Source organism: Marinobacter denitrificans, from assembly GCF_008795955.1.
In the GTDB taxonomy this organism is placed as follows: Bacteria; Pseudomonadota; Gammaproteobacteria; order Pseudomonadales; family Oleiphilaceae; genus Marinobacter; species Marinobacter denitrificans.
Genome location: NZ_VMHN01000001.1, coordinates 1,298,322 through 1,315,704 on the forward strand (window position 1 = coordinate 1,298,322; position 17,383 = coordinate 1,315,704).

A 17,383-nucleotide genomic window follows, 5' to 3' on the forward strand; every position below is an offset into this window, starting at 1 on the left:
GCCGCTAACATGCGGGGTACTAAAACAATTCCAGACCAGAAAGGTTCATTCATGACAGCGCTCGATGACGATAGACCCACCCCCCGGGGAGAACTGATCATTCAGATAATCCCCCTGCCCTCCGATACCAACCCCAATGGTGATGTGTTCGCTGGCTGGCTGGTCAAACAGATGGACATTGCCGCCGCTACCATGGCCGGGCGTATTTCCCAGGGCCGTAACGCAACGGTAGCCATGGACAGGATGGAGTTCCTTTCGCCATTGCGAGTAGGCTCCCAGGTTGGCTGTTATGGCGAACTGGTCGAAGTGGGCCGCAGCTCAATGAAAATCAACATCGAAGTCTGGACCCTGGACCGCTCGGCCAAAGCTCCACGGAAGGTGACGGAGGGGCTCTTCATTTATGTTGCTATTGACGAGCACGGACGTATTCGGGAAGTCCCCTCACGAAAAAGCTGAGCCAACGCCCGAATGAAAGAGGCGCTGGAGCGTTAACCGGAACTTACCAACCGATCCAGACGCAGGCGTTCACGATCATCAAACAGCCGGCGGCTACCCCAGGTAACCGCGATCAATGCACCGAAGCCGGTGCCGACGGTAATGATCAGCATTACCAGGATCTGGTATTTCACCGCCACCGCCGGCGGACTACCGGCAAGAATCTGGCCCGTCATCATGCCAGGCAGGCTGACAATGCCGGCCGCCGCCATGGCATTGATCGACGGCATCATGCCGCTGCGCATGGCATCCCTGCGGATATCCTCCAGCGCCTGCTGCCAGGTCTGCCCAAGCATCAACCGGTTTTCAATGACCGCCCGTTGGCGCCAGACCGATTCATTAAGGCGATCCAGGGCCAGACTGACGCCGGTCATGGTATTACCCAGCATCATGCCCAGCAACGGAATTGCGTATTGGGGGGCGTACCAGGGGTTGGGGCCGATGACCACCGTAAGGGCCAGAACCGTGACCGTAAAAGAAGATACGAACATGGCCCCGGTACCAATGCCGAACGCCCACCAACCATGCAATCGGCGGCCCTGCCGGGCCACCACTTCGCGGCCTGCCACCAGCAGCATGATCACGGCAAGAAGGGCAATCCAGTAGAATTCAGAGGAAGCGAACAGGGCTTCCAGTACCAGCCCGATCAAGGCCAGCTGGATGACAGTGCGAGTACCGGCAATCAGCAGACTGCAGGTAATACCCAGGCGGGCAAGATATCCGGTCCCGGCCAGTGCCAGCACCAGCAGGGCCGCCAACCCCAGTTTCCACCAGGCAAGGTCAATCACCTCCATGGACAGGCTCCAGTCTGGTTCCGTGAATCCGGTAGTGGGCATCTGCCACACGATGAATCTGACCGGGGTCATGGGCGACCCAGAGGGTAGCGATATGCCGCCGCCGAATCTCCTCAAGCAACCAGGTTTCCAGGGTTTCCGTGCTGCTGCCATCCAGGTTGGCAGTCGGTTCGTCCAGCAACAGAGCCTCCGGCTGCAGAGAAAGCGCCCGCCAGAGGGCAAGCCGCTGACGTTCGCCGGAGGACAGCCGACTAACCGACCAGCCCATCACCTCGGACGGGAAGCCCAGAGCCGACGGCAGTCGCGAACCGGCATCCTCTGGGAAATGCCCTCCCACCTCGTCAAACCACCACTGGCTGTCTGCCGGCACCATCACCACCCGGCTCCGCCACTGGTGGGCAGGCATGCCTTGCTGACGGGTGCCCCCCAGAGAAATGCCACCACCATGAGGTTCCAGATCGGCCACTGCCCTCAGCAGGCGACTTTTGCCACTGCCGGAAGGTCCGGACAGGCAAACGATCTGCCCGGCAGGCACCACCAGTGACACTTCACTCAGGGCGCCAACACTGACGTTTTCCAGCAAAAGTTCTGTCAAAATAGGTTCACCAGGGCCTTCAGAATCCATAATGGTTACACCATTGCACAGGATTTTGCCAGCAACCAGCCATACAGAGCGGGCATGTATGAACCCCCGAACCCTCACAGCGATCCTATTCGCCCCGGGCATTGAGTCCATTGATCTTACGATCTACCAACTCCAGTTCGGGGGGCTCTATTTTCCGGGCGGGAAAAGCTACGGAGGGTTTGTCTCCGGCGTGCTGGGCGTTACCCGCCTGGAGCCGGAGGACTCGAGATACGATAACCACCACCGGGCAGCTCTGTCGCTCGGGGTCGGCTATCAGTTTTTCCTGACCGAACAGCTACGCCTGCGGCTGGATCTTCGCGGCATTTACACCGCCCTGAACTCGGGAGGCTCGGCGTTCTGCTCCGGCGGATGCGAGCTCAGGTTTCGCAGCGACGGCTACTTGCAGGTGGAAGCCGGCGCAGGATTGGTGGTGCGTTTCTGATGCCGACTCACGCCACTCACGCCACTCACGCCACTACGGGCCGCCTCTCGGGCAATAACAAAGACAGTAGCGCTGCCATGGCCACCAACGCCGAGGATATCCACAGACAGGCTTCCAGCCCGTAGGCCTGGTAAACCCAGCCGGACAGGATCGTTCCCAGCAGGCGACCGGCGGCATTGGACATGTAGTAAAATCCAACATCCAACGACACGCCATCGCCCCGGGCATAGCTGACAATCAGGTAGCTGTGCAGCGAGGAGTTGATGGCGAACAGCACCCCGAAGAGCAGCAAACCGCCCACGATAACCAGCTGTGGCGACCAGCCCGCCATCAGGCCACCGGCAATGGCCGCAGGAACCACCGCCAGCGCTGCCGCCCAGAGCACCGCTAGTTGCTTGCCTTCCATATTGCCGGTAATGCGCGGCGCAATGGTCTGGATAAAGCCGTAGCCAATGATCCAGGTGGCCATAAATCCGCCCACTTTCCAGAAGTCCCAGCCGAACACCGTGTGCAGGTAGACTGGCAAAGCTACCACAAACCACACATCGCGGGCCCCGAACAGGAACATCCGCGCCGCCGACAGCACATTGATGGCCCGGCTCTTTGACAGGATCTCACTGAACTTCGGCTTGGCCTTGCTCTTACCCAGCTCCTGCTTGAGCAGAAACAGGCTTGCCAGCCAGACCACGGCGAGGGCGACCGCCATAATAACCACCGCACCAGTGAAGCCCGCGGCCATTAGTAATACACCGCCAAGGAAGAAACCCACGCCTTTGAGGGTGTTCTTGGAGCCGGTCAGGATTGCCACCCATTTGTAAAGTGTGCCCTGCTGCTCATCGGGCACCAGCAGCTTGATGCCGCTCTTGGCGGACATCTTGTTCAGATCCTTGGCAATGCCGGACATCGCCTGGGCCGCCATCACCCAGGGCACGGTAAGCATAGCCGCAGGCACCGCCAGCATTGCCAGCGCCACGATCTGCAGGAACAGCCCGATATTCATGGTGCGGTTCAGGCCCATGCGGGCCCCCAGGTAGCCGCCCACCAGGTTGGTCACCACCCCGAAGAACTCGTAGAAGATGAACAGCAGCGCGATTTCCAGCGGCGAATAGCCAAGCTGGTGGAAATGCAGCACTACCAGCATTCGCAAAGCCCCATCCGTCAGGGTGAAGGCCCAGTAGTTGCCGGTGATCACCAGGTACTGTCGGATGGCGGCAGTCATATCAGGCAGAACCCACCTTGCGGGCCAGTTCCACGGTGCGGTTGGCGTACCCCCACTCGTTGTCGTACCAGGCGTAGATTTTCACATGGGTGCCATTGACCACCAGGGTGGAAAGGGCATCGACAATGGAAGAACGGGGATCGGTCTTGTAGTCGATGGACACCAGCGGGCGTTCTTCGTAGCCCAGAATGCCTTTCAGTTCGCCCTCGGCGGCTTCTTTCAACAACCGGTTCACCGTGTCTCTATCCGTAGGCTGGTTCACTTCAAACACACAGTCGGTCAGCGACGCGTTGATGAGCGGAATCCGCACTGCGTGGCCATCCAGCCGCCCCTTCAGTTCCGGAAAAATCTCGATAATGGCGGTGGCGGAACCGGTACTGGTAGGAATCAGCGAGCTACCACAGGCCCTCGCCCGCCGAAGGTCCTTGTGGGGCGCATCGATGATGGTCTGGGTGTTGGTCAGGCTGTGGATGGTAGTCAGGGAGCCGTGTTTGATACCCAGGTTCTCATGAATCACCTTCACCACCGGAGCCAGACAGTTGGTGGTGCAGGAAGCGGCGGTGATGATCCGGTCGCTGGCCGGGTCGAAGATGTGTTCATTCACTCCCAGCACAATATTCTTCGCCCCGGCTTCCTTCACCGGCGCGGTAACCACAACGCGCTTCACGCCCTGGTCAAGGTAGCCCTGCAACACCGCCACCTTCTTGTTCACGCCACTGGCCTCAATGACCAGATCACAGCCCGACCAGTCAGTCTCGGCAATGGCCCTGTTGTGGGTGACGCGGATGCGCTGGCCATCAATTACCATATCATCGCCATCGGCGGCGGCTTCGTGGTCCCAGCGGCCATGCACACTGTCAAAATTCAGCAGATGCGCCAGGGTGTGGGTGTCTGCCCCGGGATCGTTAATGGCGATAAATTCCAGTTCAGGCCAGCCCCAGGCCGCCCTCAGTGCCAGTCGGCCAATGCGGCCGAATCCATTTATTCCAACTTTGATCTTGCTCATAATGTTCTCCTTGCGAGATTCGCAATCCGTGTAATGTGTCAGATCAGGGGCACTGCACTACCGGGCGGTCCGTCATGGCCTGCAATCTGGCCAGCGGCCGCTCGACCAGTGCGGCATTGTTGTGCGCGGTGTCATCCAGAACCCGCAACACCCAGTCTGGCAGGCCCGGGTCAAGGTAATAATAGACCCATTGCCCCCGCCTCTCCGTTTCCAGCAATCCTGCGTCACGCAATAAAGCCAGATGGCGACTGACTTTTGGCTGTGATACCTCGAACGCCTCGGTCAGTTCGCAGACACACAGTTTTTCTTGGCTCCTGATCAACAACAGGGCGGCCAGACGCAGTTCATCAGCCATGGCCTTGAAAATGGTCACCGGGTTGTAGCTGGCAGGTTTCAGGCTAGTCTCTTTCTGGTGGACCAGGGTGAACAGGCCGATGCGCTCCTTGAGTTCCTTGAGCGTCAACGCAAAGGTGAGATGTCGGTTGCTCTCGGCAGGGTCCGGGAAGTCCCAGGCAATCTGCTGGGCTTCCGAAGCCACGGAGGTGCATTCCCGCGCGGCCTTTTCACACAGGGTGATCACGTAGTCCCAGTAGCGGCCCTGAAGTTCTGTCAGCGGCTTGCTGTACAGCCCCTCAACCGGAACACCTGCCTCGCGCAACACCTGCAGTGCCAGAGGATGGGGTTCGGCAGGCTCAGTACCTGCACTGGCCACCTCGAACCGGTCACCCGCCATATGCCGGAGCAGGGCTTCCGCCATCAGTGACCGGGCACTATTGGCAGTACAGACAAAAAGAACTCTTCTCTTCATACGAACTTCCGCATATTCGAATTGCCATATATTCAATTTTTGCGATAATAACGCGGTAATATGACAGAGTAAAGACAGCCGTCACACCAGGTACCAGCAAAGAAGAGAGCTCCCAGAGCAACGAACAAAGGACACCAGAAAACGCCATGACAGAAAGACTTCTGGAAATCTACCGGGGCAATCAGCGGGAAGGAAACCTCCTGTTTTTCATGGTCCTGGCCTTTGTGGTCATCTTCTTCATGCCCGCCGGCACCGAACGTTTTGATAATGCCGTTCTTGAAGCCTTCCGGCTGACCCACTGGTATGCCCAGGAGCATGTCATCCTGTGCCTGCTGCCGGCTTTCCTGATTGCCGGTGCCATGTCGGTGTATATCAGCCAGGGCTCAGTGATGCGTTATCTCGGCCCCTCCGCCTCCAAGCCAGTGGCATTCAGTGTGGCATCGGTATCCGGCACCCTGCTGGCTGTCTGTTCCTGTACCGTTCTACCACTGTTCGGCGGCATCTACCGTCGCGGTGCAGGATTGGGAGCGGCCGTTGCCTTTCTGTATTCCGGCCCGGCCATCAACATCATGGCCATAGTAGTCACCGCCAAGGTACTGGGGGCCGAGATCGGTTTCGCCCGGGCCATTGGCGCCATCGGGTTCGCGATAGTCATTGGCACCATCATGCACCTGATCTATCGCCGGGAAGAAGCCGAACGCTCAGTGAGCAATGCCCGGGGGTTTGGCGGCGACGAAGCAGACAAACCCGTAGGTATCATTGCCCTGTTCTTTGCCCTGATGGTCGGTATTCTGGTGTTTGCCAATTGGGCTGCGGCCGAGAATGATGCCTGGATGGTCATCCACCATCTCAAATGGCCAATCACGGCAGGCCTCGCTGCCGCGCTGGGTGGGCTCCTCGTCTGGCGCTGGGGCTGGCCAGTACGCCAACTGTTACTTCTGGCCATTATGGTGGCGGCGATTGCCGCAGTGGCTCCGGGAATACCCGAACTACCCTTTGTTATCGGCATAGGCGGTCTGATGCTGATTGCCACACTGCGGGAGGAAGACCGGGAATGGCCGGTACAAAGCTGGGATTTCGCCAGGCAGATCCTGCCCCTGCTGCTTGCCGGAGTGTTTGTGGCGGGTTTTGCCCTGGGCCGGCCCGGCCATGAAGGCATGATCCCGTCAGAATGGGTAGCCGCTGCTGTGGGCGACAACTCCCTGCTTTCCACCGTTCTGGCCTCGGTGCTCGGTGCTCTGATGTATTTTTCGACTCTGACCGAGGTACCTATTGTAGAGGCCCTGATGGGTTCCGGTATGGGCAAGGGGCCCGCGCTGGCGTTGCTGTTGGCAGGCCCGGCGTTATCCCTGCCCAACATGCTGGTTATCCGCACGATTCTGGGCACTCAGAAAACCCTGGTGTACTGTGCCCTGGTGGTGGTGATGGCCACCATCACCGGCTTTATCTATGGAAACTGGTGGGTGTAAGTCTGCCCTGCATAAACCCGAAGGAGATGGCAATGAAATTCACTATTTATGGCAGCGGTTGTGCCAAGTGCAAACAACTGACTGCCAACGCCGAGGAAGCGGCAAAGGCTCTCGGGCTGGACTACGAAGTGGTAAAAGTAACCGACGTAAACGACATCATTGATGCCGGCATCATGCGTACGCCTGCACTGGCCATGAATGATGAGATTGCCGTGGAAGGCAAAGTGGCCACTGCCGATGACATCAAGAAACTTCTGGGCTGAACCCGATTACAGGAAACCTGACGCTGACCATGAGTCTACCTGACCTACCCAATATCGATACCGGGCTTTTCCGCGCCCCCACCAACGAGGATCTGTTTGCCGCAGCACCTTCCAGCCACCGACCGAAGATTCTGCTGCTTTACGGTTCCCTGCGCGAGCGCTCGTTCAGCCGCCTGGCAGTGGAAGAAGCTGCGCGTCTGCTCGACGTCATGGGCGCTGAAACCCGCATTTTCAATCCGCGCGGCCTGCCGCTGGCGGACGCCGAGGACGCCTCTCACCCGAAGGTGCAGGAACTACGGGACCTGGCAGAATGGTCCGAGGGCATGGTGTGGTGCTCTCCGGAGCGCCACGGTGCCATGACCGGTATCATGAAGACCCAGATCGACTGGATCCCCCTGTCTATTGGTGGCATGCGGCCAACCCAGGGCAAAACCCTGGCAGTCATGCAGGTTTGCGGCGGCTCCCAGTCCTTCAATGCAGTGAACCAGTTGCGGGTATTGGGCCGCTGGATGCGGATGGTGACGATTCCCAATCAGTCATCGGTGCCCAAGGCGTTCACCGAGTTCGACGAGCATGACCGCATGCTGCCGTCGCCCTATTACAACCGCATCGTGGATGTGATGGAGGAACTGGTGAAATTCACTTTGCTGATACGCGATCGCAGCGGCTATCTGACGGACCGTTATTCCGAGCGGGTGGAAAGTGCCGAGGAAGTATCAAAGCGCGTCAATCAGCGGTCCATCTGAGAGGCAGACCATGAGTAGCAATGCAGAAGCCACGAACGAAAACACCAGCGGTGGCATGGACCTGTTTGGAAAATATCTCTCAGTCTGGGTAGCGCTGGCCATCGTCGCCGGAGTGGCTCTGGGTCAGTTGGCCCCCGTGGTGCCGGAGACATTGTCCCGTTTCGAATACGCCCAGGTGTCCATCCCCATCGCCATTCTGATCTGGGCCATGATATTCCCAATGATGGCTCAGATCGATTTCAGTGCGGTGGTCGGCGTGCGGAAGGAGCCCAAAGGACTGGCCATCACCACCGTCGTGAACTGGCTGATCAAACCCTTCACCATGTTTGCCATTGCATGGTTCTTCCTGATGGTGGTGTTCGAACCGCTTATTGCACCGCAGTTGGCAAGCGAATACCTGGCCGGCGCCATTCTGCTGGGGGCGGCACCCTGTACCGCCATGGTGTTCGTATGGAGCTACCTGACCAAAGGTGACGCGGCCTATACCCTTGTGCAGGTCTCCCTGAACGACATCATCATGCTGTTTGCCTTCGCACCCATCGTGGTGTTTCTGCTGGGCATCTCCAACATCCAGGTGCCCTGGGATACGGTCATCCTGTCAGTGGTGCTGTACATCGTCATCCCCCTGACCGCCGGCTACCTGACCCGCCGCACCCTGATCGCCCGGCGCGGACAACGCTGGTACGACGACGTTTTCATGAAGCGCCTGAGCCCCATAACGCCTGCAGCTCTGATCGTTACACTTGTACTTCTGTTTGCCTTTCAGGGGGAAGTGATTCTGGAAAATCCCCTGCACATCGTGTTGATCGCCGTGCCGCTGATCGTCCAGACCTTCCTGATCTTCTTCCTCGCCTACGGTTGGGCCAGATTGTGGAAAGTGCGTCACTGCATTGCGGCACCCGGTGCAATGATTGGCGCCAGCAATTTCTTCGAGCTGGCGGTGGCCGCGGCCATTGCCCTTTTCGGGTTGCAGTCCGGCGCAGCTCTGGCAACGGTGGTTGGCGTGCTGGTGGAAGTTCCCCTGATGCTGGTATTGGTGCGCATCGCCAACAAAACCCGGGATCGCTTCCCGGCCTGAGGGGACAGGGACGGGGACCGCTCCCCCGCAAGCTCCTGATGAGCTAGGCTCCTTAATGAGGCCACTCAGACTGTTTGGAGCAAACGCATGCTTAGGTTCTTCAGGATCATGGATGGTTTGATCAAGGAAATGGGCAGTTCCGCAGAGGACCCGGCAACCCGGGTAAAACAGGCGGACTGGATCGACGCCTGCGAACCCGACGAAAAGGAACGACAGATACTCCAGGAATTGCTGAAAACCGATATCCCGGAGTTCGATGACGTGGAGGAAATCGAGGCGTCAGCGCGCTGCTTTGTCGATCAGGCCGGCGTGCACGTGCACTCCCTTTTCCTGAACCTGGCGGAAGGACGTCACAACACGGTATCTGTCGCGTTCATACTGCAAAGGAACCGCCTGATTACCATCCGCGAAAGTGAGCTTGCGGACTTCCGGTTGCTCAGAATGCGGGCACGCCGTGAACAGGTCGAGGCGCGGGATGTGTCCGAAATGCTGGTCACTCTACTCGAACAGAAAGTGGAGAACCACGCCGACGGGCTTGAGGACCTGCACCGGCAGCTTGAGGATGTCAGCTACCTGGTGCTTGAGGATGAAGAGGCCGAACTGGACGAGGCCATCAACCGCCTTGCCAGGCTCGAAGACAGCAACGGCAAGACCCGTCTGTGCCTGATGGATACCCAGCGCAATATCTCGTTTCTGTTACGTCACCTGCGCAAGGACAGCGAGCAACGGGAGACGCTCCGCGAAATCAATCGCGACATCGAAACCCTGATGTCCCACACCACGTTTCTTTTCGACAAGATCAACTTCCTGATGGACTCTACCCAGGGTTTCATCAACATCGAGCAGAACCAGATCATCAAGACTTTCTCGATTGCCGCTGTGGTTTTCCTGCCACCGACACTGATTGCTAGCATTTACGGCATGAACTTCGAGCACATGCCGGAGCTGGAGTGGCTCCTGGGCTATCCGGGGGCGATTGCTTTGATGGTATCAGCCGGGTTTGCGCCTTACTGGTACTTTAAGCGCAAAGGCTGGCTTTGAGTTTTGAGCCTGGTGGAAGCAGGTATCGGGAAGTCCCTTCCAAAACACGCTCCTTCGGCACATCCATGTGACGCTTGGGCTCCGCCATCCCTGGCTCCGCACAGTTTTGGAAGGGACTTCCCGATACCTGCCCGAGCCCCGGAGAAGGCCTCAAAAATTCAACGACACTGGTGCAGGCTGCAATGGAGTCTGGGGCGCAGGTTGGAGGGTGCTGTTTAAAACTGTGCGGAGCCATGGATGGCGGAGCCCAAGCCGAACAGGACGTCTTGAGGCGTGTTTTAAACAGCACCCTCCAACCTGTGCCTCCCCCAAAACAAAAGAACTCAGCAGGCCTCCAGAGGCGCATAAGCCAACACCAGCCACTTGGCACCTTCATCAAAGTTCACCTGAACCCGGGTGTGATGACCGCTGCCCTCGCTGTTCATCACGATGCCCTCACCAAACTTGGGATGACGCACCCGCTGCCCCAGGCTGAATCCGGCCTGTTCCATGGGAGCGGAGTCGAACAGGCTCTCGTTGGGACGGGAGACCATGGCCGGGCGGGTGACGGTGTTGCGCAGCCGTACTTCCTGGATGCAATCACCGGGTATTTCGCGAACGAACCGGGACAGGGCATGGAATTTCTCCTGGCCGTACAAGCGGCGGGATTCGGCATAAGTTAGCACCAGCTTTTTCATGGCGCGGGTGATGCCCACGTAGGCCAGCCGCCGCTCTTCCTCCATGCGTCCTGGCTCTTCCAGTGACATGCTGTGAGGGAACAAGCCTTCTTCCACCCCTGCCAGGAACACCAGCGGGAATTCCAGGCCCTTGGCGGAGTGCAGAGTCATCAGCTGTACGCAGTCTTCGTTGGCTTCGGCCTGTGCTTCGCCGGCATCCAGCGCCGCCTGGGCGATAAACTCCGACAGCGGATCAACGCCGTCTTCCGCCTCAAAGTCCGACAGCGCATTAACCAGTTCGTCCAGGTTCTCTGCACGCGCCTGACCTTTCTCGCCTTTTTCGTTGGCGTGGTAATCCCTGAGACCACTCAGCTCCAGCGTTTTCTTCATCAGCCCGTGCAGGGACGCGTCGTCCACCATCTCCGTCAGGGTTTCGATAATACCCATGAACGATTGCAGGCCGGTTTTGGCACGGCCCTTGACCTGCCCGGCTTCCAGTAAACGCTCGGCGGATTCCCACAGGGAAATACTGCGCTCGGTAGCATAAGCCCGCATATCCGCCAGACTCTTGGCGCCAATGCCCCGGGCCGGGATATTCACAACCCGCTCAAACGCTGCGTCGTCACGGCGGTAGTGCACCAGCCGCAGGTAGGCAATGGCGTTGCGGATTTCCTGGCGGTCGTAGAAGCGCAGGCCACCGTACACCCGGTAGGGAATGCCCTGGCGGATCAGGGATTCTTCCAGCACCCGTGACTGGGCGTTGGAGCGGTACAGAATGGCGGACTCGCTGCGCAGATTGCCTTCGCTGACCCAGCTGCTGATGGTATCGGCGATGTAATTGGCCTCGTCCTGCTCGTTGAACGCGGCGTACAAGCTGATGGGCTCGCCATCAGGTCCGTCGGTCCAGAGTTCCTTGCCCAGCCGGCCCTGGTTATTGGCAATCACCGCGTTGGCCGCTTTCAGGATCAGTTGTGTGGAGCGGTAGTTCTGCTCCAGCCGCACCAGTCGGGCATTGGGGAAGTCCCGCTGGTACTGCTGGATGTTTTCGACCTTGGCACCGCGCCAGCCATAGATTGACTGGTCGTCGTCCCCCACCACCGTCATCGGTACCCGGTTGCCAGCCAGTAACCGTAGCCAGGCGTATTGAATGGTGTTGGTGTCCTGGAACTCGTCCACCAGTATCTGCTGAAAACGGCTCTGGTAATGGCTCAAGAGTTCCGGGCGGTGGAGCCACAGCTCGTGGGAGCGCAGCAACAGCTCACCGAAGTCTACCAGACCGCTCAGGTTGCAGAGTTTTTCGTACTGGCGGTAAATCGTCAGCATGGTACTGGTGAAATGGTCGCCGGGGTTTTCCTGGATGTGCTCGGCTCGTAGCCCTTCATCTTTCTGGCCGTTGATGAACCACTGGGCCTGTTTTGGCGGCCAGCGGCTCTCGTCAATCTGCATCTCACGCATTACCCGCTTGATCAGGCGCAGTTGGTCATCGCTGTCCAGCACCTGGAAATTCTCCGGCAGGCCGGCCTCCCGGTAATGGGCCCGCAACAAACGATGGGCGATGCCGTGAAACGTCCCGAACCAGAGGCCCCGCGCCGGAATGTGCATCATCTGCTCGATGCGATAACGCATCTCTTTCGCCGCCTTGTTGGTAAAGGTAACCGCAAGAATGCCCGTGGGCGGCACCTTGTCCACCTGCATCAGCCAGGCGATCCGGTGAACCAGCACCCGCGTCTTGCCACTGCCCGCGCCAGCAAGAACCAGCAAGTGGTCGTTCTGGGCCGTGACGGCTTCGCGCTGGGCGTCGTTCAGGGGATCAATAATCGGGGAAACATCCATTGATAGTTATCGCTGTGCTTGGGTGGCTTTGACTTGCGAATTATAACAGGGCAGAGACCCACGGGGGTGCCTGGAACCCTATTTCGGCATTCACCTAGATCTGGCTGGGAACAGTCGCCAAGCGGGCGCCAACTCCTCTGAAAACACAAAGTAACACTGTGATACAAATCACAATTTCATCCAGTTAGTAGACTACCTAAACTGCCGCAGCCTCAAATCCGGAGGTGGGTTGCCCGGGAACCACACCATGTTGTCATCTCTCAAGATCTCACAAAAGCTCAGTCTGCTGGTCGGCGTTGCTATCATCGCTTTCGTTGTCAGTCAGGGTTTCTCCATCATTACCGAACGTTCGAACTCTGAACGGCTGAATCAGGTCAAGGACAGATTGTACCCGACCCTAGAGCTCACCACGGTTAACCTCGGCCAGCTTGAGCTGATGGAAAAGCAGATCAATGGTTCCGTAGCTACGGGTGACGATCAGCAACTGGAAGCAACACAGGAATTCCGTGACATCATTGTTGCCAACCTTGAGGAGATCGCTGAACTGAACCCCGACCTGGCCAGAGAGGCCAAGGCACTGGACCAGGCCATCGAACGCTACTACTCCGAAGCGACCCGCATTGCCACTGCCATTATTGAAGGGACAGCCGATTTTGCCCGCATCGGTGATGAAGCCTCCGCCAACGCCCGCAGGCTTGAACAGCTCAGAGACGATCTCAACACCATGCGCCTGCAAACCCGGGAGCATTTCCAGGCCGCCATAACCAACACCGTTGAGGCGTCGAGTCAGTCTACCTCGCTGGCCATCATCATACTTATCGTTGCCCTGGCCTTATTGGTCGGGCTAAGCCTGGTCATCGGCAAATCAATCAGCAGCAACCTGCAACAGATCATCAGGTCCCTGCAGAATATGGCTTCCGGTGAAGGTGACCTGACCTCCCGCATTGATTATCAGGGCAAGGATGAACTGCGCGATCTGGTCGACCAGTTCAACCTGTTCGTCGAGAAACTGCACAAGTCCTTTGCCGCTATCCGGGAAGATGTCGGCCGCCTGAATTCTGCGACAGATCACCTGACCCGCACCAGCCAGACCAATCTGGAGCGCATCAGCAACCAGGCCCAGGCAATTTCATCCACCCGCAACTCGGTGGACGAGTTGGTCCGTAGCGTTGAGGAAGTGGCCGGCTTTGCTTCCAGTGCATCTGATCAGACTCAGGACGCTGCCAGGTTCGCCCAATCCGGCCAGGAAACAGTCAACACCAACGTGGCAACCATTCGCGAGCTGGTATCCGAGATCGAGAAAACCTCCAGCCTGGTTAACCAGTTTGATGAGTTCTCTTCACGGGTGGGCGGTCTACTCGACACTATCCAGACCGTTGCTGAGCAAACCAATCTTCTGGCCCTTAACGCAGCCATTGAGGCAGCGCGCGCCGGTGAACATGGTCGCGGCTTTGCCGTAGTGGCAGACGAAGTTCGGGGGCTTGCGGTTCGCACCCACAAATCCACCGAAGAAATTCAGGGTGTCATCAGCGAACTCTCCAAGCTTTCATCCGCCGCTGTGTCCTCCATGGAAACCAGTGTCAGCAAGGCCCATAAGGGTGTGGAAGCCACCACCGAGTCCGGCGACATTCTCAACCAGATCCTCCAGAACGTTCAGCAGATCAGCGAGCTGAACGAACAGATTGCTGCCGCCACTTACGAACAGAGCACAACGTTCAATGAAGTGACAGGTCACATGACAACCATGCATCGCAATGCCGAGGCCGTCATGGAGAGCACTGACGAACTGGATACGGTCAGCCGTGACATCCAGAAAGTCAGCTCCGGCCTGCACTCAGTGGCCAGCCAGTTTCGCGTTTAATTTGCCTTACCCTCCCAACCAGGAATAGCAGACTATGAAAACCTACTTTCGCGTAGCGCCCCTCGCGCTCGCCATCAGTGCTGGTGGCGCTGTGGCACAGTCCAACGACGAAGCTGTTGCCCAGATGCAACAGCAACTGAACAGCATGCAGCAGCAGTTGAACTCGGTGAAAAATGACCGGGTTCGGTTCAACGGCTTTTTCAGCACGGGTTACAGCCGTGCCAGCAATGACGTTGGATTTACCGGCGTGTCCGAAGACTCAAGCGTTGGAGATCAGAGCTTGCTGGCACTCCAGGGTACGTTTGATGTCACCGAGAAAAGCCAGGCAGTGATGCAGTTGGTGGGCCGTGGGTATGAAGACTGGGAGCCGGTCATCGAGTGGGCCTACCTCAGCCATCGCCCAACCAACAACCTGCAACTGCGCGCCGGTAAAATGCGACTGCCATTCTTCATGTACTCGGACTCACTGGAAGTGGGCTATTCCCAGCCATGGGCACGTCCGCCGCAGAGCGTTTATGGGCCCATCGAGTCCACGAGTTACGTTGGCGCCGACGCCACCTACACCATTAATCTCGACAACTCTGCCATTACTACCCAGGCCTTCACCGGCTTTAATGACCAGAACACCCGATCTGCAACAACCGAGTTCCGGAATCTCATCGGCTCCACGGTGAGCTGGACAGACTATCTGTGGACCGTCAGAGCTGTTGCAGTAACTACGGAAGCAACCGTCGAGGCTACCCGTCTTGCCGAGCGAGCTGCAAGCTTCGGAATCCAGCTACCCCCGGGAACCACAACACTGGCAGACAGCGACAGGGCTAACTTCTTCGGCGTTGGTTTCAGTTACGACGATGGCACCTGGCAGGTTATCTCTGAGGTGACCAGGTCTGAGGTTGATGGCCGCTTCACAGATACCGATTCAGCCTACATATCTGCTGGCCGCCGCTTTGGCAGCTGGACCCCATACCTGGCAATCGGCTGGTCCGAGACTCAGGATGATGACGAGCGCACTGGCGAGTTTTTGCCCACCGTGCCGGAAGCCATCCTTAATACACGCCGGGACGAATATAGCGTAGGCACTCGTTGGGACATCACCCCTGGCGTTGCCATCAAGATGGATGTTACTCACGTGCGCGGCTTTGAAGACGCCCCGGGCGGGCTGAACCAGGACTACGTTCTGGTAAACGAGAAAAACAGCACCAACGTCTATACCCTTAAACTCGACTCGGCCTTTTAAGGAGCCCTGCCATGAGCAAGTACAGTCTCACGTTACTGGCAAGCCTGCTGGCAAGCCCCATTGCGATGGCCGAAGTCGTGGTCATTGGCCACACCGCTGGCCCGGACAGCATTACCCAGAACCAGGTACGCGATATCTATCTGAACCGCAGCCAGGAACTGCCGGATGGCCAGAAGGCGAAAGCGTTTGAATTACCCGAAGGCAACGGCACCCGCGGAGAATTCCACGGCAAGGTCACGGGCCGTAATGATGCACAACTCAAGGCATTCTGGTCACAACAGGTGTTCACCGGCCGAGGTCAGCCTCCGGAGGAGCACGCCAACGCCGCCGCAATGAAGGCGACGGTCGCTTCTACACCAGGCGCCATCGGTTACATCGATTCGGCTGACGTAGACAGCAGCGTAAAGGTGATATTGACGCCATAAATCACCTTTTAGCCGGGGCAAGTGCGACCGCTTTGCCCCGGCCATCTGACTTTCGTCCTGAAAAAGCAGATGTGTTCATAGTTTGGCTACATAAATTATGAATAGTTTTTCATCTTCGATATACTCCGCGCCGCGGGCCAGGAAGGCGCCCGCATCATTGCGACCAGACATCAAAGGAGATGATGTACGATGTACTCCGTATACGGAACCACCACCCGTTTTGCCCTCACGTCCCTCACCCTGACTGCAGCCCTGTCACTACCGGCCATGGCCGATGACAGCCAGCGTATCGACCAGCTGGAACAGCGGCTGGACTCCATGCAGAAGCAGATGACCGAATCCAGCCTGGAAAAGGTCCGCCTGAACGGCTTCTTCAGCACCGGTTATACCCGCGCCAACAACGATGCAGGCTATGACGACGCTACCGAAAAGTCCGACCTGGAAACCCTCAGCCTGTTCGGCCTGCAAAGCACCTTTGCGCTCGGCCGCAATACCGAAGCGGTGCTCCAGCTCGTTTCCCGCGGCAATGAAGACTGGGACACGGAGCTGGAATGGGGCTACCTGCGCCACCAGTTCAGCAACGGCTTCGAAACGCGCGCCGGCAAAATGCGCCTGCCCCTGTTCATGGAATCCGAAACCCTGGAAATCGGCTATGGCCAGCCCTGGGCACGCCCGCCCGAAGCCGTGTATGACCCGGTGCCGGTCCGCAGCTATCTGGGCGCCGATGCTGCCTATACCTTCAACCTGTCCGGATCGTCTATCCAGGCCCGGGCATTTGCCGGCCATCTTGATGACGAGGCCGACTCCCTGGGCCGGACCGTAAACGTTGAGCTACGGAACATCACCGGCCTGACCGCAAACTGGACCAACTACCTGTGGACCTTCCGCGGCGTCTATGCACGGGCAGAAGCCACCATCGGGGGGACACCTCCACTCGGCGACGATGAAAAGTCGGAGTTCATGGGACTGGGCCTTTCCTACGACGATGGCAGCTGGCTGCTGATGTCTGAACTGACCCGCGTTGAGGTGGATGGCTTCTACCAGGACACTGACTCTGCCTACATCACCCTCGGTTACCGGATCAAGGAAGTTACCCCTTATGCAACGGCTTCCTGGGTGGAAAGCCAGGACAATCACGAGCGCGAGGCAACCCCGCTTGAAGTGCTGGATGTGCGCCGCCAGGCCTACAGCCTGGGCTTTCGCTGGGACATGACCCCGTCGGTTGCCATGAAGATGGACTGGACTCATGCCCGCGGATTCGGCAAAACCACCGGGGGACTGATTGGCAACCAGCTGGACGCGCTGAGCGGCAATCCGGGCGGCCGCTTCGACAGCACCGACGTGTACACGGTTAGACTCGACGCCGCGTTCTGATAACGGAGTAA

At 58.3% G+C, this 17,383-nt stretch carries 17 protein-coding genes; 11 read left to right on the forward strand and 6 right to left on the reverse strand.

All coding sequences use genetic code 11. The features are described 5' to 3' along the window. Positions 1-51 precede the first annotated feature (51 nt). A complete protein-coding gene (locus tag FO268_RS06025; protein ID WP_150990731.1) occupies positions 52-456 on the forward strand; it encodes an acyl-CoA thioesterase in 405 nt (134 codons plus the stop codon). 32 nt (positions 457-488) lie between these two features. On the opposite strand, the gene FO268_RS06030 is transcribed toward FO268_RS06025, so the two are convergent. Together FO268_RS06030 and FO268_RS06035 are read right to left on the reverse strand one after the other, a co-directional pair. Continuing rightward, positions 489-1,289 carry an ABC transporter permease gene (locus FO268_RS06030; protein ID WP_150990733.1) on the reverse strand — a complete coding sequence of 267 codons (801 nt, stop codon included), beginning with the start codon at positions 1,287-1,289 and terminating at the stop codon, positions 489-491. After that, positions 1,276-1,884: an ABC transporter ATP-binding protein gene (locus FO268_RS06035; protein WP_150990735.1), complete on the reverse strand. Its 609-nt coding sequence runs from the start codon at positions 1,882-1,884 to the stop codon at positions 1,276-1,278. Before FO268_RS06035 ends, FO268_RS06030 begins: the two co-directional genes overlap by 14 nt. Before the next feature lie 88 nt (positions 1,885-1,972). On the opposite strand from FO268_RS06035, the gene FO268_RS06040 reads away from it, so the two are divergent. Next, on the forward strand, positions 1,973-2,356 hold the full coding sequence (locus tag FO268_RS06040; protein WP_225316512.1) for a porin family protein: 384 nt from the start codon (positions 1,973-1,975) through the stop codon (positions 2,354-2,356). Positions 2,357-2,381: 25 nt separating this feature from the next. Here the strand turns inward: FO268_RS06040 and arsJ are convergent, their stop codons facing one another. Genes arsJ through FO268_RS06055 form a run of 3 tightly spaced genes read right to left on the reverse strand, consistent with a single transcriptional unit; the run spans position 2,382 to position 5,389 of the window. Further along, on the reverse strand, positions 2,382-3,575 hold the full coding sequence (gene arsJ / locus FO268_RS06045) for an organoarsenical effux MFS transporter ArsJ (protein WP_150990737.1): 1,194 nt from the start codon (positions 3,573-3,575) through the stop codon (positions 2,382-2,384). Between the two features lies 1 nt (position 3,576). Beyond that, positions 3,577-4,581 carry an ArsJ-associated glyceraldehyde-3-phosphate dehydrogenase gene (locus FO268_RS06050; RefSeq protein WP_150990739.1) on the reverse strand — a complete coding sequence of 335 codons (1,005 nt, stop codon included), beginning with the start codon at positions 4,579-4,581 and terminating at the stop codon, positions 3,577-3,579. Between the two features lie 43 nt (positions 4,582-4,624). Continuing rightward, on the reverse strand, positions 4,625-5,389 hold the full coding sequence (locus FO268_RS06055; protein WP_150990741.1) for a metalloregulator ArsR/SmtB family transcription factor: 765 nt from the start codon (positions 5,387-5,389) through the stop codon (positions 4,625-4,627). Between the two features lie 146 nt (positions 5,390-5,535). Between FO268_RS06055 and FO268_RS06060 the strand changes: the two genes are divergently transcribed. The 5 genes from FO268_RS06060 (at position 5,536) to corA (ending at position 9,986) form a co-directional block, all read left to right on the forward strand. Beyond that, positions 5,536-6,858: a permease gene (locus tag FO268_RS06060; RefSeq protein WP_150990743.1), complete on the forward strand. Its 1,323-nt coding sequence runs from the start codon at positions 5,536-5,538 to the stop codon at positions 6,856-6,858. 32 nt (positions 6,859-6,890) lie between these two features. Further along, positions 6,891-7,121, forward strand: coding sequence for a thioredoxin family protein (locus FO268_RS06065; RefSeq protein ID WP_150990745.1), 231 nt, complete (start codon positions 6,891-6,893; stop codon positions 7,119-7,121). Positions 7,122-7,150: 29 nt separating this feature from the next. Beyond that, positions 7,151-7,867, forward strand: a complete 717-nt coding sequence (gene arsH, locus FO268_RS06070; protein ID WP_150990746.1) for an arsenical resistance protein ArsH — start codon at positions 7,151-7,153, stop codon at positions 7,865-7,867. Between the two features lie 10 nt (positions 7,868-7,877). Beyond that, positions 7,878-8,945 carry an ACR3 family arsenite efflux transporter gene (gene arsB, locus FO268_RS06075; protein ID WP_150990748.1) on the forward strand — a complete coding sequence of 356 codons (1,068 nt, stop codon included), beginning with the start codon at positions 7,878-7,880 and terminating at the stop codon, positions 8,943-8,945. Positions 8,946-9,032: 87 nt separating this feature from the next. Further along, a complete protein-coding gene (corA, locus tag FO268_RS06080) occupies positions 9,033-9,986 on the forward strand; it encodes a magnesium/cobalt transporter CorA (RefSeq protein ID WP_150990750.1) in 954 nt (317 codons plus the stop codon). A 323-nt stretch (positions 9,987-10,309) separates the two neighbouring features. Here corA and uvrD read toward each other — a convergent pair whose 3' ends face one another. Further along, complete coding sequence (uvrD, locus tag FO268_RS06085; protein ID WP_150990752.1) at positions 10,310-12,475, reverse strand: DNA helicase II; 2,166 nt, start codon at positions 12,473-12,475, stop codon at positions 10,310-10,312. A 247-nt stretch (positions 12,476-12,722) separates the two neighbouring features. Here uvrD and FO268_RS06090 point away from each other — a divergent pair, with 247 nt between their 5' ends. From FO268_RS06090 to FO268_RS06105, 4 genes are all read left to right on the forward strand, one after another. Next, positions 12,723-14,336: a methyl-accepting chemotaxis protein gene (locus tag FO268_RS06090; protein ID WP_150990754.1), complete on the forward strand. Its 1,614-nt coding sequence runs from the start codon at positions 12,723-12,725 to the stop codon at positions 14,334-14,336. 34 nt (positions 14,337-14,370) lie between these two features. Beyond that, complete coding sequence (locus tag FO268_RS06095) at positions 14,371-15,573, forward strand: hypothetical protein (protein WP_150990756.1); 1,203 nt, start codon at positions 14,371-14,373, stop codon at positions 15,571-15,573. An 11-nt stretch (positions 15,574-15,584) separates the two neighbouring features. Further along, positions 15,585-15,998 (forward strand): substrate-binding domain-containing protein, encoded by a 414-nt coding sequence (locus tag FO268_RS06100; RefSeq protein ID WP_150990758.1) that lies wholly within the window; start codon positions 15,585-15,587, stop codon positions 15,996-15,998. 189 nt (positions 15,999-16,187) lie between these two features. Beyond that, the gene (locus FO268_RS06105) at positions 16,188-17,372 is read left to right on the forward strand and encodes a porin (RefSeq protein WP_225316513.1); all 1,185 of its coding nucleotides are present in this window, start codon (positions 16,188-16,190) and stop codon (positions 17,370-17,372) included. Positions 17,373-17,383: the final 11 nt, after the last annotated feature.

Bases quoted from the DNA above. Each gene is read 5' to 3' on its own strand.
- uvrD (WP_150990752.1), bottom strand. From the start codon at position 12,475: ATGGATGTTTCCCCGATTATTGATCCCCTGAACGACGCCCAGCGCGAA.
- FO268_RS06090 (WP_150990754.1), top strand. From the start codon at position 12,723: ATGTTGTCATCTCTCAAGATCTCACAAAAGCTCAGTCTGCTGGTCGGC.
- FO268_RS06105 (WP_225316513.1), top strand. From the start codon at position 16,188: ATGTACTCCGTATACGGAACCACCACCCGTTTTGCCCTCACGTCCCTC.
- FO268_RS06025 (WP_150990731.1), top strand. From the start codon at position 52: ATGACAGCGCTCGATGACGATAGACCCACCCCCCGGGGAGAACTGATC.
- arsB (WP_150990748.1), top strand. From the start codon at position 7,878: ATGAGTAGCAATGCAGAAGCCACGAACGAAAACACCAGCGGTGGCATG.
- FO268_RS06055 (WP_150990741.1), bottom strand. From the start codon at position 5,389: ATGAAGAGAAGAGTTCTTTTTGTCTGTACTGCCAATAGTGCCCGGTCA.
- FO268_RS06030 (WP_150990733.1), bottom strand. From the start codon at position 1,289: ATGGAGGTGATTGACCTTGCCTGGTGGAAACTGGGGTTGGCGGCCCTG.
- corA (WP_150990750.1), top strand. From the start codon at position 9,033: ATGCTTAGGTTCTTCAGGATCATGGATGGTTTGATCAAGGAAATGGGC.
- FO268_RS06100 (WP_150990758.1), top strand. From the start codon at position 15,585: ATGAGCAAGTACAGTCTCACGTTACTGGCAAGCCTGCTGGCAAGCCCC.
- FO268_RS06065 (WP_150990745.1), top strand. From the start codon at position 6,891: ATGAAATTCACTATTTATGGCAGCGGTTGTGCCAAGTGCAAACAACTG.
- FO268_RS06060 (WP_150990743.1), top strand. From the start codon at position 5,536: ATGACAGAAAGACTTCTGGAAATCTACCGGGGCAATCAGCGGGAAGGA.
- FO268_RS06040 (WP_225316512.1), top strand. From the start codon at position 1,973: ATGAACCCCCGAACCCTCACAGCGATCCTATTCGCCCCGGGCATTGAG.
- arsH (WP_150990746.1), top strand. From the start codon at position 7,151: ATGAGTCTACCTGACCTACCCAATATCGATACCGGGCTTTTCCGCGCC.
- FO268_RS06095 (WP_150990756.1), top strand. From the start codon at position 14,371: ATGAAAACCTACTTTCGCGTAGCGCCCCTCGCGCTCGCCATCAGTGCT.
- FO268_RS06050 (WP_150990739.1), bottom strand. From the start codon at position 4,581: ATGAGCAAGATCAAAGTTGGAATAAATGGATTCGGCCGCATTGGCCGA.
- arsJ (WP_150990737.1), bottom strand. From the start codon at position 3,575: ATGACTGCCGCCATCCGACAGTACCTGGTGATCACCGGCAACTACTGG.